This window comes from Nitrincola iocasae (assembly GCF_008727795.1).
GTDB lineage: Bacteria > Pseudomonadota > Gammaproteobacteria > Pseudomonadales > Balneatricaceae > Nitrincola > Nitrincola iocasae.
This window is the reverse complement of sequence record NZ_CP044222.1, coordinates 3,781,878-3,796,527: the sequence shown is the minus strand read 5'-3', so window position 1 is coordinate 3,796,527 and position 14,650 is coordinate 3,781,878. Positions and strand designations below refer to the sequence as shown.

Genomic DNA, 14,650 nt, shown 5'->3' with positions numbered 1-14,650 from the left:
GCAGATCACTTCTACAGATTTATCATAGATACTTTGATTTTAAAGCAACTTTTGGTCTATTCTGCAATGACCACAAAATGTAGATGGGTTTTGGTATGCATAGACTGCTATTGTTTCTGGTATTTGCCTGTTCAGGTGTGTTTGCTAATGCAGCGGATGAGTTTACCCTGAATCCAGCTACTTCAGAACAGTTGAATAAACTGCGTGAGGGCGGTTATGTGCTGTTTATACGCCATGGACCCACTGACTCAGCCTATCCTGATCATGTACCTGTGGATCTCCAGGATTGTACTACCCAACGTCCACTGACAGATGCCGGGCGTCAGTTAATGCTGCAGGTGGGTGAGTATATGCGCCAGGCGGGAATACCTATTGGAACGGTGTACAGCAGTCCGTTATGCCGAGCTAAAGAAACAGCCGATCTGTTATTTGGTCAGGGGCACTATGTGGTGGATAATGAGTTGATGTATGTAGCCGCGCTGACGGATGCCGAAAAACAGCCCATCATTGCCAGAACCCATTACCTTTTATCTTCTGCTGTGACTCCTGGTCATAATCGTATACTGGTGGCACATGGCCCCAATATGGTGGAGGTGATGGAGTATTTCCCTGTTGAAGGCACTCTGGTCATTATTGAAGCGGATGAAGATCGACAGCAATTTTCCTATATTGCCAGTATCGAGCCGGATCACTGGCCAAGGCTGTTGGCTGAACAGGAGTAGTGGCGATGAGAGCCGGCAAAACGGTACTGCTGATGTTTCTGTTACCGGCTGTTCTAATGCTTGTATTATCGTTACTGATAGGGCTCTTTTCACTTAACAGCTTGAAGTCCCAGTATATCGAAAGCAGTGATGTACAGGCGGATGATCTGCAGACACTACATAAGGAGTCTACCTTCAAGCGGGATATATCCGAATTGCACAGCCGGGTTGTGGCTGTTCTGGATGGTGCGCGTAAACACCAATTCACCGATATTCAGTTGTATCGAGAACATTCTCAAGTAGTAAATGATCTGGCTGCCATTGAGCTCTTGGTTAAGAGTCTGGCTGAATCAAACCTGTTGAGAGAGGTTAATCATAACTCTGTTCAAGGGCTCCAACAGTCCTTTTCGGCCTATCGCAGCCTGGTGATAATGGCCACGGAAATCGCCGCTATTGACCCCGATACAGCTGATAGTTTTTTTCTACAGGCTCAGGCTAGCTTTAATGAGTTTTCGGTTTTTACCGGTCGTATATCGATGCTGTTGACTGATCGGACTATGCTGCGTGAACATCAAGCACGAATACGGCACGAACGCGCATTCTTGCAAATTTTTATTTTCAGTTTGGCTGGCGCTGTTGTGGTGTTGTTGATGGTGTTTGTCATCGCATTTCGAATCAGTGGCCATGTACGTGATATTGCCGATGCGCTCAGTAAGCTGTCATATAACACTCAGACAGAACTGCGTTTGCCTGCTATTGAGCATCTAAAAAATTCTTCACGGGGAGAGTTTGGTCGCATAGCCAGGGTATTACTGGGCTTTAGGGATGATATGGTGCGGCGAATCCAGGCTGAGCAGGAAAACCATCGGCTGATATTTTACGATGCCCTCACCGGGCTCCCTAACCGGCGTTTGTTACAGGAACAACTGCAGTATTCCGCTGGTGCAAGTTCGCGGGTCAGTAACTACCATGCACTGCTGTGGCTGGACATAGATCGCTTCAAAACCATCAATGATATACGAGGTCATCAGGCGGGTGATCAGTTGCTGGTTATGATTGCCGGCAGTATGCGTTTGCTGCTTAAAGAGGGTGACTTACTGGCGCGAGTCGGGGGTGATGAATTTGCTATTTTGCTGGAACTTCCTCAAAGACTGAAATCAGAAGCCGCCATGGAGGCTGAACGGGTTGCACTGGATATTTGTGCGAGTGTAGCAAAAACCTATGAGGTGGAAGGGCATTCCCATTATTTGACTGCCAGCATTGGTATCGTGCTGTTTTCTGATAAAACGCTGAGTAGTGATGACCTGCTGAACCAGGCTGAAGTTGCTAAGTATCAGGCCAAAGATGCAGGACGCAACACAGTCTGTTTCTATGATCCGAACATTCAAGCAGAGATCAACCGGCGTGCTGAGCTGGAAGGTGAATTGCGTACAGCCATCGAACACCAGGAGCTGCGGCTATTTTATCAGTTGCAGTATGATCAAGAAGCCCGGCCAGTCGGAGCAGAGGCTTTGTTGCGCTGGCAGCACCCCCAGAGAGGGCTGGTGTCGCCAGCTGATTTCATTCCATTGGCCGAAGAGACGGGCTTGATTATCACCATGGGTGAGTGGGTTTTAGTCACGGCTTGTGAGCTTCTGGCTCAGTGGCAAGAGGATGAGCAGACACGAGATCTGCAATTGGCGGTCAATGTCAGCGCAAAACAATTTCGGCAGCCGAAATTTGTGGAAATGGTATTGCAGATTTTGCAGCAGACGGGAGCCAGGGCCGACCAGTTAAAACTGGAACTAACTGAATCAGCCGTGCTGGAAGATATAGAACAAGCTATTCAGAAAATGCAACAGCTTCGTGGTCAGGGCGTAACGTTTGCCATGGATGACTTTGGTACAGGCTACTCGTCATTACAATATTTAAAGCGCCTACCGCTGGACCAGATCAAGATTGATCAGTCTTTTGTACGAGATATTGTTGCAGACCCGGATGATGCGGTGATAATCCGAACTATTATTGCCATGGGTCAGGCACTTAGCATTGAAGTTATCGCTGAGGGTGTTGAAACTGCTGAACAGCGTGACCTGTTGCTATCCTACGGTTGTCTTAGGTATCAGGGGTATTTGTTTGCCCGACCCAGGCCTATAAGCGAATGCATGATGTTGCTTAAAACAGAGTGATAAATGACTGATCCAGATCAGCTATCAGTTTTTGTCCATCTGAAGTTTATAGAATAGACTGTATACTTAAGGCAGGAATCAGGTCTGCTTACTCTGTCTGTGTGAATTTCAGAGTAGACATTACGCAGGATTACACTGAGGAATTATACCATGCAGTACTGGCCTAATTTTTGCCCTCGTCGCTTGACGGTGCTGCTGGTTTTTGCGTTGCTTGGCCTGCTTGCTTTTCCTGCGCTTGCAAATGAAACCCTGCCAGTACAGCCATCCAAAAACATACTTCACTTTGGCGTATTTTCTTACCTGGGCAATGAACGAACAGAGGCTAAATATGCGCCGCTGATCGCTTATCTGAATACTGTGCTGGTTACAGATGAGGTGGTTCTACATGTGCTGCCACAGGATGAGCTTAACCGACGTATCCGTGATGGTGAAATCGACCTGGTTACCACTAATCCGACGCATTTTTTGCTGGCACGTACCCATTATCCGCTCACCGGCGTTATCGCTACATTGGTTGAATCAGATGATGGACGGCCGGTTTATCGATTAGGTGGCGCCATCGTTGCGGCAGCAGACCGGCAGGATATCAATACACTGCAAGATATTAAAAATAAAAGGGTTGCAGCTCCCAGCCGAGAAAATCTGGGGGGCTATCGATCGCAGGCCTATGAGCTTTTTTTAGCCGGCATCCGTTTGCCCGATGATATTCAAGAACTGCAAGAACTGGGCACACATCATGAAGCCGTTCGTGCGGTTATGGATGGCCGTGCCGATGTGGCGTTCGTTCGTGACGGTATACTGGAACAGATGCAGCGTAACGGGCAGTTACAGGAGCAGGCTGTCAAATTGATCAACCCACAGTTTAATTCTGACTTCACCCATCAGGTATCTACCCGCCTTTATCCGGAGTGGCCGGTATTTGCACTGCCGCATGTGAATGACCGTACTATTCGTCATGTGGCCGCTGCGCTTTTTTCATTGGATCCGGAGCACCCAGCGGCACAGCAGGCGGGTATTTATGGCTTTACCGTACCTGCAGATTATTTGCCGGTTGAAGCTATGGCGCGTGCATTGCGCCTGCCTCCTTTCGAAAATATCCCTGATTTTACTTTGATGGATGCCTGGGAGCGCTGGAGGGGGTTGTTATTGATCGTTATGCTCGCCACGCTAGTTATCCTGACACTAAGTTTGTCTCTGGCATGGCATTGGGGTAAAGCACATATTGAGCGGGTGCGTTTTAAAACCCTGTTACAAGGACTGGGTGAAGGCGTGTATGGTGTTAATCGCCAAGGGGAGTGTACGTTTATCAACCAGGCGGCGTTAAGAATGCTGCAAGTAACGTCATCGCAAGCTCTGGGTCAGGATCAGCACAGGTTGTTTCATCATCACTATCAGAACGGCAAGGTTTATCCACATGCAGATTGCCCGATTGTTAAGACGCTGGAGGATGGACGGCAGCGCCAGCAGCGCGATTGGTTTATCCGCTATAATGGCGGCAGTTTTCCGGTCGAAATGACTGTAACACCCTTGTTTTCCAAGGATCGAATCAATGGCGCTGTAGTGGCATTTTCTGATATTACCCAACGGGTTCGGGCCGAGCAGGAAAATAAACGTCTGACAGAGTACAACCGTATGTTACTTGAGTCCGCGGGTGATGGTATCTATGGATGTGATATGCACGGCCTGTGCACCTTTATCAATCCGGCGGCCCTGACGATGCTGGGCTTTGAATATCAAGATGTGATAGGTAAGGATCAGCACAGGGTTTTCCATTACTGCTATCCAGATGGTAGCGCCTATCATAACAAGGACTGCCCGGTTCACCAGACCTTGGCTCAGGGTAAGTTGCAAGAGTGTGAAGATCACTTTGTTCGCAGTAGTGGCGATACCTTTCCGGTGCACATGAAAGTAAGCCCGGTGTTTGAAGAGCGTGAACAGGTGGGTGCTGTAGTGGTATTCCAGGATATTACCAAGCAAAAAGCCATGGAGCAGCAGCTTATTGCTTTGACAACAACTGATGATCTGACCGGATTGCATAACCGGCGATATTTTCAGATGCAGCTCAAAAAAGAGTTTTTGCGTTATCAGCGCTCTTTTGCCGACAATGCTGTATTAATGATCGATCTGGATCATTTTAAGCGCATTAACGACAATTTCGGACATGCGGCCGGTGATAAGGTGCTCAGAGAGTTTGGCGCGTTGCTGATGCAGCAGCGTAGCAGCGATCTGTCAGCACGTGTTGGGGGAGAGGAGTTTGCCTTGTTGCTACCAGACACCTCTCTCAAGGATGCGATTACTTTTGCCAACCGCTTCAGAGAGCAAGTGGCAGTCAACGTATTCCAGTATGAACAGCAGAGCATTCCACTGACTGTCAGTATCGGCTGTACTTTGATGTCGCCGGATGACACCCGACCGGATATGTCGCTGGCTAGAGCAGACCGAGCCCTGTACCAGGCCAAGGAAAGTGGTCGTAATCGGGTGGTTGCTTTTAGCTGATCGTAGAGAAAACCTAAATCTCCTTGCATTTTAAATGCATACGTTGTTAATTAAGCTGTATAGAGTGGCTCTTAAGTTGTAGTAGTGTCCATTTGAGCCATACGTTTCGTTTGAGCATCTATGGGTGAGCCATGTACATACTGTGGAACCGGTTATCTTTACGCTTACGCCTTTTTATCGCCTTTGGTGTCTTGTTTTCCTTGGTGATGATTATTTCTTTACTGCTGCAATCCCGGTTTTATAGCCAGAGTCGGGTAGACAGCCTGATTACACAGGAGTTACCGGCGCAGTTGCAAAAGCTTGGCAGTGAAGTGGCCTTGCAGTTAGCGCCCAGCCTCGAGGTTTCCCGCAGTCTGGCAGCCAATTCCTATATTGAACGTTGGATTCGTAAGGGTATGCCGGAGTCCGAATTGTGGATGGTAGAATCTGAAATGGCTCGCGTTAACAGCCAATTGGAAGCCGGAATCGTGTTTATTGCGGCGAATGATGGCCAGAACATTTTTTATCATCACTACCAGGATGGACAGCTGAATCGCCGCCAGATGCAGCGTAATAATGTGGATGACAGTTGGTACTTTAGCTACCTGGGTTCAGGGGCTCCTTATGAACTGAATCTTGATTCCAATGAGTTCAGTGGCGAACAACTACAGATGTTCGTCAATTACAGCAGTAACACCCTGAATAACGTGGGTGAACCGATCAGTGTTGCCGGTGTTGGACTGAATATGCTTCACCTGGCTAAAAAAGTGAGTGCTTACCGACTTGGCGAAGGCGGGCGGGCCTCACTGGCTAACCAAGATGGCATTGTCGAAGTAAAGGCAGATGGGGCCTTGATTCAGGATCTGAATAGCTCTGCTGCATTACAAGGTTTGCAGGGGCATCAGAATGTTGCTGTTGCACAGGTAGTCCAGGATGGCGAGGCGCTGTTTGTAGGTACTATCTGGATTGAGGATCTACAGCGCTATCTGGTGGTTGAAGTACCCAGAGCTGAGTTTATGGATCCGATCAGCCAGCAGCTTTACCGCTCAATGCTGATTAGTTTTGTACTCTTACTGATCAGCTTGGCGCTGCTCTATCCGCTGGCAACTTCTCTTAGTCGACCCTTGGTGCATTTTCAGCAGCAACTGTTGGGTATTTCACAAACACTGGATCTGTCGCGACGGGTTGAGGTTTCTGACCAGGCGGAACTGGGCGACCTGGCTAAACAAACCAATCACTTGTTGGAACGGCTATCCCACATTATTCAGGCGATTTTCCGTAATGCTGACAACCTCAGTGAATCTGCTGGTCGCTTGGCGCATACGGCTGGTTTAGTGAATCAGAACAGTGCATTGCAACAGGAAGTCAGTCAGTCCATGGCGACAGCGGTGGAGCAGATGTCGTCATCCGTTGCGGAAATCACCTCGACTATGGAAGAGTTATCTGCCTCCTCGACGCAGATTGCCGATCACTCCCAGTCTGTTGTGGATGTGGCAAACCTAACCTTGGATAGCAGTAAAAAAGGGGCGAAGGCGATGCAGCAGCTAATGCAACACATGGCTGAGATCCAGCAGGATAATGCCCGAAGTCTGGATGAAATTATGCAGTTGGGTGCTAAATCCAAACAGATCAGCAAGGTAATGGATCTGATCAACACCCTGGCCGATCAAACCAAATTGATTGCATTCAACGCGGCGCTGGAAGCCTCCAGTGCCGGCGATTCAGGTAAGCGTTTTTCAGTCGTAGCGAGTGAGATCCGTCGCTTGGCTGATAGTGTCACCGACTCGACGTTGGAGATTGAAGAGCGCATACAGGAGATACAGGATTCGATCAGTCGTCTGGTGATTACCTCAGAAAAAGGCTCCAGCTCTATTCATAATGGAATGGACGTGAGTGCTGCTACCTCGGATGACCTGAGTGCCCTGGTACTGGCGGCAACCAAAACCAGCAATGCGGCCCAGCAGATTTCTCTGTCCACCAAACAGCAGAAAACAGCCAGCAGCCAGGTAGTGATTGCCCTGCGTGATATTGCCAATGCCAGTACGCATAATGCCCAGTCAGTGCGCAGTATTACTGAAATTAGTGAAGAGATGGTCAATATGTCATCAGAGCTCAACTCATTGGTGCAAGAATTTAAGTTGAATCAATCTTCAGCCCATAGTGAATCGTGAAAGGAGCTCGAAAAATGCAAAACCTGTCATTCCAGAAAAAACTATTATTTTCTATGGCGGGATTATTGCTGGTTGCATTATTTTTGTTGAGTTTGTTGGCTGGTAACTTGATGCAACGAGAGGTCAGCCAAGCGATGACCAGTGAAATGTACAGTAGCCTGGAGCAAACCCGAACAACTGCCAGCCAATGGGTTAGCGCAAAAGTTAATGTAATGCGCGCTCTGGCCACCCAATTACCAGCTTATCCGAATGGCTGGGAAGCCTGGGAAGAGCGCCTGACACTGGGGTTGGATGCGGGTGATTTTGACTTGGCTTATGTTGGCACCCCTCGTGGAGATATGGTGCAGTCTCAGCCTCCCGGTGAATTACCTGCGGGTTATGATCCACGAACCCGTCCCTGGTATCAGGCTGCAAGAGCACAGCAGGACCTGGTTATTACGCCGCCTTATGTCGATGCCGTTACTGGTGATCTGGTGATTACTATGGCACTGCCTCTGGCAGGAGAGCCAGATAGTATTCTGGGTGCTGACCTGTTGATTTCCGGTATTGTTAAGGACCTGCTGGCAACACAGACGCGTTGGACAACACAAACCTGGATGCTGGATCAATCTGGTCAGGTGCTGGCGCATCCTAATCAGGACAGATTGCAACAAAACCTTAGTGACCTGTTGCCCGGTGTGACGCTGCAATCGGGTATTCAGACTGTTGAGTTTGAGGGTAGCAGTTGGCTGCTTTCCAGTATTGAAGTCCCTGAGGCTGGTTGGACCTTCCTGCTGTTGATTGATGCAACTGAAGTCAATGCTGGATTAGTTGGCTTAACATGGCAATTGTTATCCTTGTCGTTGCTGGTGATTCTAGTCAGTTGTCTAGTGCTTTATCAACTGACTCACTCACTGAGCAAACCCTTGGTGAGCTTTCAGTTACAGCTTAAGCAGATTAGTCAGACTCTGGATTTATCACAGCGGATAGATGTGCGTGATCAGGCCGAGTTGGGTGATCTGGCCAAGCAGACCAATCACTTGCTGGAACGCCTTTCTCACATCATTCAGGCGATTTTCCGTAATGCTGACAACCTGAGTGAATCCGCTGGTCGTTTAGCGCATACGGCTGGCTTGGTGAATCAAAATAATAACCTGCAACAGCAAGTCAGCCAGTCCATGGCGGCGGCTGTGGAGCAAATGTCGTCATCCGTGGCAGAAATTACCTCGACCATGGAAGAGTTATCGGCTTCCTCGACGCAGATTGCCGATCATTCACAATCTGTTGTGGATGTGGCGAATCTGACCTTGGATAGCAGTAAAAAAGGGGCACAGGCGATGCAGCAATTGCTGCATCGCATGACCGAAATCCAGCAGGACAATGCCCAAAGTCTGGATGAAATTATGCAGTTGGGTGCCAAGTCGAAGCAGATCAGCAAAGTGATGGATTTGATCAATACTCTGGCAGACCAAACCAAGTTGATTGCATTTAACGCCGCTTTGGAAGCCTCCAGTGCCGGTGATTCAGGTAAGCGCTTTTCAGTTGTGGCGAGCGAGATCCGTCGGTTAGCCGATAGTGTCACCGATTCCACGCTGGAGATTGAAGATCGCATACAAGAGATTCAGGACTCGATCAGTCGTCTGGTGATTACCTCGGAAAAAGGCTCCGGCTCGATTCAGAGCGGCATGGATGTTAGCGCCATCACCGCCGAAGATCTGAATGCACTGGTACAGGCAGCTACTAAAACCAGTAATGCGGCCCAGCAAATATCCCTGTCGACAAAGCAGCAGAAAACAGCCAGCAGCCAGGTAGTAATTGCTCTGCGTGATATTGCCAATGCCAGTACCCACAATGCTCAATCTGTACGCAGCATCACCGAGATCAGTGAGGAGATGGTGAGCATGTCAGCTGAGTTGAATCAATTGGTGCATGAGTTTCGGCTAGCAAACCATGACACCAAGATTTCTGACAGACAGGATCAGTAAGGCTGATGATAATGCACAAGCTCATCCGGGTTTTGATTGCTGATGACAGTAGTCTGGCACGTGGATTGCTGCGCGCCATTCTTGAAGATCAAACCGATATTGAGATAGTCGGAGAGGCGCGTCACGGACGTGAAGCGGTTGAAATGACTCAGTTATTACGCCCGGATATTGTCACTATGGATCTGAATATGCCGGTGATGGATGGCATGCAGGCGATTTCGGAGATTATGCATCATAAAGCGGTTCCGATTCTGGTGGTCAGTAATGAATCAGATGCAGAGAAAGCTTATGAGGCCTTGCAACTGGGTGCGTTGGAAGTGATTCCCAAGCCTGACTATACGCCAGAGCAGGCCGCTGATTTTGTAGACAAAGTGCGTCTCCTGGCGGGTGTGCCAGTCATAACCTATATCCGACGTCGTATGGTGGCAGAGCCTGCCCCAGTGTTTGCAAAACCAGCCAAAACCTTGCCTTCTCCCTTGTTGCGCGGTTACCGCAGGGTGGTGGCCATAGCTTCTTCTACCGGTGGCCCTCAGGCACTGGCGAGTCTGTTACCCAAGCTTCCGTCAGGCTTTCCTGCGCCTGTCCTTATTGCCCAGCATATCAGCGATGGTTTTGCCGAGGGTATGGCTCAATGGCTGAACAGCCTATGTCAGTTGCCGGTAAAAGTGGCTGAGGAGGGTGAGATGTTGCAGCCAGGGCATATTTACGTATCACCGTCTGAAAGCCACCTGACGTTGACCGCTGCGCACAGACTTGCGTTGATACCCCGCAAGGCGGCTGATATTTATCGACCCAGCTGTGATCAGTTACTCAGTTCGGTTGCCAGACACTGTGGTGCTGATGCGATTGGCATGATACTGACAGGGATGGGTCGTGATGGAGCCGCAGGGATGCTGTCCATCCGTAACGTCGGTGGCATTACCCTGGCGCAGGATGAAGCCAGTTCGGTCATATATGGCATGAATCAGGAGGCGGTGCATGCAGGTGGTGTGCTGAAGCTCTTACCGCTCGATCAGCTCGCATCTGAAATAGTGGATATCCTAAGTCTGAATGCGGCTGATTACTGCCACGCAATCAGCCAGGGGGTACGATGAGTCTGGATCTGGCACCATTTAAGGCACTGATTTACAACCACTGTGGATTGGTGCTGGAGGGCATTGCTGAAGATCGTCTTAATAAGGCGCTGAACCAGGCTGTGATTCGATTGGGCTGCCGGGACCTTAACGACTACTTTCGACTGTTGGAAAACACCCCCGAGCAGTTTGAGCAACTGATCAGCGCACTTACCGTCAACGAAACCTATTTTTTCCGTGAACCCGATCAGATAGCTCTATTCACAAATCAGTTGATTCCGCGTTTGTTGGCCCGACAGTCACGACGACCGCTGCGAATTCTGAGTGCTGGATGTTCGTCAGGTGAAGAGCCCTATAGTTTGGCGATGGCATTGGATACGGTATATGGTGAACAGCGGCGGCAGTTATTTAAGATAGATGCGGGTGATGTGGACCGGCAGGTATTGTCTAAGGCGCGCCAAGGCATCTATTCTGCTTTCTCATTTCGCAGCATGGATCCTGTGTTGCAGCAACGCTATTTTCGTCCGATACAGCGCAACTACCAACTGGTAGACGAGATACGCCAGAGTATTAATTTTCTGCCGTTAAACCTTAAAGCGCCTCTGCCGCCGCAAGGACTTGAAGGCTATGATCTGATTTTCTGCCGCAATGTTTCTATCTATTTTGATCCGGAAACACGCCAGATGATTCATCGGCGCTTCCATGATGTCTTAAATGAAAATGGTATTCTGTTACTTGGCAGTTCTGAAACATTGGGAAATGACCTGGGGGTGTTTGAGCTGGTGGAAGAGCATGGGCATTACTATTTTATCAAGGGTGAAGCCTACCGTCCTCCTTCCAGTCAGGCGGTGAGTTGGTCATCTTTGCATTCGGCAAGTACAGCCGTTCAGCTTGGAAAAGAGTCGCTTTGCGATCCTGAGCCATCGGCACGAGTGGCTCCTGATGCGGTAACACCCGCCTTGCTCAATCTGCCACCTCTGGATTCTATACGTCAGCTGGTACAAGAAGGTGAGCGTGAAAAAGCTTCCGAATTGCTGGATAGGCACCTGCGTGTTCAGAATCAACCCGTGGCGATGGGTGTGCTACTGTTAAAAAGTTGGTTATTACTCAACCAGAGAGCATTCCATGATGCGGACGGCTTGCTGGATCAGGTGCTGCATGAAGATCCCTGGTCTGTGGATGGGTTGTTACTTAAAGGTTTGAATGCTAAATGGCAAAATCGGCTTCAGGAAGCCTGTGACTGGTTCAGGAAGGTCACTTATACCTGTCCGGAGTGTTGGCCTGCTCATTATTATCTGGCCGAAACTTACCGTATACAAGGACACGATGCGGCGGCCATCAAAGCCTACCAGGTAATCAGGCGTATTCTGTCAAATGATAAGCACGCGGCTGATGGGATGCTGTGGGTACCGTTACCGTTACCGCGTGGTGATATTCTGTTTCTCAGCGAACGGCATTTATTGAAATTAAAGCAGAACACACAGCTTTCGGATAAGGGAGAAGGCTGATATATGGCACTGGATATTAAAAAATTTCTGCTGCGTTTTATTGAAGAGGGCCAGGATCACCTGAGTCAGATGGCTGAAGGACTGGCAGATCTGGAGCAGGGAGAAACGAGAGCAGAACTGATTAACAGTCTGTTCCGTTCTGCACATACACTGAAGGGCTCTTCACGTATGCTGAAGCTCTTCCCGATTACAGAAACGGCTCACAGTCTGGAAGATTTGCTCAGTGCTCTGCGTGAAGAGCAGGTGAAAGCCGATTCGCACAATCTGGCCTTGCTGTATCAAGGCGTTGATCAGTTATCCGATTATCTCACCATTCTTGCAGATACGCTGGATGCCAGCCGCCTGAGTCCAGCTGATCCGGTGCTTTGTGCCGCTCTGAGCGCAGCCGCTCAAGGAGCAACTGAAACACCCGCTACTGTAACAGAGACTACGAATAGTGAGCTGGCTGCGTCATCTCTACCACCTACACTGGCTGATACGTCAGACACCCAGTCAACGGCGGTGCTGAGAACATCTGAAACCGTACGTATTAGACTGAGCAAGCTGGATGAGCTGATTAAACTTATGGGCGAAGTGGTGTCTAGCCATGCCGGTTTGCGTGAAATGACTCGTATCGCCCAGCAGTTGGAACTGCAAGTACAAAAACAAGGGGTTACGGAGCTGGTCTCCGGATTGCAGCATTTTTCAAGGGCCTTAAAGGACAGAGTTCAGTCGCAGGAGTTGTTAATGCAGGATCTGCATGACATCGGCTTACAGATGCGCATGTTGCCTTTGTCGATTGTCTTTGAGCCTGCCACGCGTCTGGTCAGAGACCTGGCTCGCTCTCTTGGCAAACAGGTTGAGTGTCGGGTGCAAGGCGCGGATATTGAACTGGACCGCCAGATGATCGATCAACTGGCCGACCCGGTGATTCATTTGCTGCGCAATTCCCTTGATCATGGCATAGAAACAACACAAGTTAGGCAGGCAGCCGGTAAACCTGAGCAAGGTGTGTTGCAGCTTAAAGCCTCTCAGGATGGTGGCTGGGTAGTGATTGAGATTATCGATGATGGTGCCGGAATGAATATGGATGCCATTCGCAATAAAGCGCTGAGCAAACAGTTGCTGACAGCTGAAGCGTTAGAAAATCTGACAGAACAGGAAGTGATGGATCTGATTTTCCTGCCGGGCTTTTCTACCAGCGCGATGATTACAGATCTGTCTGGTCGTGGCGTGGGAATGGATGTAGTCAAGCGCACCGTCATCGATAAGCTCCAGGGCGTTATCAGTCTTGAAAGTCGGGCTGGAGAGGGGGCGCGATTTACGCTACGCTTACCTTTATCCTTAGCAATGATGCGTGTTCTTCTGGTTCGGGTTTCCGGTCAGTTATTGGGTTTTACCGCACAGTATGTGGCTGAGCTGGTCAGTATTCCACGCAGCAAAATGGTTGAAGTGGCAGATCGCAATGCAGTGATCGTGCGTAATGAATTCGTCCCGGTGATGAAGTTATCAGAACTGATAAATTTACTTCCCATGCCGGTGACGCCAAAGCATCCTGCTCGCTCTGAACCGGATGTGCTGTTGTTGATCATTCGCCTGCACCACGAAAAACTGGCACTGGAAATTGATGAGTTGGTTGACGAGCGCGATCTGGTGATTAAACAGCTGCCACCGCATTTACGTGGTAATGCACTGATTTCCGGTATGGTCACTACGGGGCATAATCACCTGGTCAGCCTGTTACATGTCCCCTATTTAATGTCTTTGTCCCGGCGTACACGAAGCCCCGTGTCGGATCGAAGTAAACCAGAATCCAGGCAGACGCCTGTACGCCAGCGTATTCTGGTTGTTGATGACTCGTTGAATACCCGTGAAATTGAACGGGATGTACTGGAAGCCTGGGGGTATCAGGTGACGCTGGCTGAGCATGGACAAGATGGTTTGGACAAAGCTCTTGCAGAGGATTTCGATGCGGTATTGACCGATGTTGAAATGCCGGTGATGGATGGCTTTACTCTGACAGCCAAGCTACGTCAGGAAGAACGCTACCAGCATAAGCCGATTATTATCATTACCTCCAGAGAGAAAGAGAGTGATCGGCGCCGGGGTATCCAGGTAGGTGCTGATGCCTATATCGTCAAGGGCAGTTTCGATCAGAGCAGTCTGGTAGATACCCTGAGAGTATTATTGGATTAAAAATAGACTATACAGGATTAATAGCATGCAAATACTGGTAGTGGATGATGATGCCCTGGCAGGTGAAATGACCGCTGCGGTGCTTGAGGACCAAGGGTTTGAGGTGGTGCAGGCGGCTGATGCAGTGGAAGCTGTTGAGCAACTGAATACTCACCCGCAGATCGTTTTGATTGTCAGTGATATGAATATGCCTTTGATCAGTGGTATCGATCTGTATCGCGATTTGAAGGAGCAGGGGCAGACGTTGCCGTTTATCCTGCTGACCGGCGATGACCCCGCCACGCTGAGCGCCAAGGAGCCGGGTCTGGATGGTTGTATACAGAAAGATTTTAATCTGGAACAAAGCTTACCTATCGCCGTGACACAGGCTTTGGCCAGATAAAGTTAAACCGCTTAAGTTGATGGAGTAAATCCT

General features: G+C 49.3%; 9 protein-coding genes. All 9 read left to right on the top strand.

All coding sequences use genetic code 11. The features are described from left to right. The first annotated feature begins 95 nt into the window (after positions 1 to 95). The 9 genes from F5I99_RS17465 to F5I99_RS17425 all read left to right on the top strand — a co-directional run bounded on the left by F5I99_RS17465 (position 96) and on the right by F5I99_RS17425 (position 14,617). A complete protein-coding gene (locus tag F5I99_RS17465) occupies positions 96 to 722 on the top strand; it encodes a histidine phosphatase family protein (protein WP_191905890.1) in 627 nt (208 codons plus the stop codon). A 5-nt stretch (positions 723 to 727) separates the two neighbouring features. Further along, positions 728 to 2,869: a putative bifunctional diguanylate cyclase/phosphodiesterase gene (locus F5I99_RS17460; RefSeq protein ID WP_151058256.1), complete on the top strand. Its 2,142-nt coding sequence runs from the start codon at positions 728 to 730 to the stop codon at positions 2,867 to 2,869. Between the two features lie 150 nt (positions 2,870 to 3,019). Further along, positions 3,020 to 5,365, top strand: coding sequence for a diguanylate cyclase (locus F5I99_RS17455; protein WP_151058254.1), 2,346 nt, complete (start codon positions 3,020 to 3,022; stop codon positions 5,363 to 5,365). A 131-nt stretch (positions 5,366 to 5,496) separates the two neighbouring features. Continuing rightward, positions 5,497 to 7,515, top strand: a complete 2,019-nt coding sequence (locus tag F5I99_RS17450) for a methyl-accepting chemotaxis protein (protein ID WP_225307462.1) — start codon at positions 5,497 to 5,499, stop codon at positions 7,513 to 7,515. 14 nt (positions 7,516 to 7,529) lie between these two features. Then, positions 7,530 to 9,479 carry a methyl-accepting chemotaxis protein gene (locus tag F5I99_RS17445; protein WP_151058253.1) on the top strand — a complete coding sequence of 650 codons (1,950 nt, stop codon included), beginning with the start codon at positions 7,530 to 7,532 and terminating at the stop codon, positions 9,477 to 9,479. Positions 9,480 to 9,490: 11 nt separating this feature from the next. Further along, entirely contained in the window at positions 9,491 to 10,573 is a 1,083-nt protein-coding gene (gene cheB, locus F5I99_RS17440) for a chemotaxis-specific protein-glutamate methyltransferase CheB (protein ID WP_151058251.1), read from the top strand. After that, positions 10,570 to 12,060, top strand: a complete 1,491-nt coding sequence (locus tag F5I99_RS17435; protein ID WP_151058249.1) for a CheR family methyltransferase — start codon at positions 10,570 to 10,572, stop codon at positions 12,058 to 12,060. The genes cheB and F5I99_RS17435 overlap by 4 nt, the downstream gene beginning before the upstream one ends. A gap of 3 nt (positions 12,061 to 12,063) precedes the next feature. Further along, the gene (locus F5I99_RS17430; protein WP_151058247.1) at positions 12,064 to 14,235 is read left to right on the top strand and encodes a hybrid sensor histidine kinase/response regulator; all 2,172 of its coding nucleotides are present in this window, start codon (positions 12,064 to 12,066) and stop codon (positions 14,233 to 14,235) included. A 25-nt stretch (positions 14,236 to 14,260) separates the two neighbouring features. Beyond that, entirely contained in the window at positions 14,261 to 14,617 is a 357-nt protein-coding gene (locus F5I99_RS17425) for a response regulator (RefSeq protein WP_151058245.1), read from the top strand. The last annotated feature ends 33 nt before the right edge of the window (positions 14,618 to 14,650 follow it).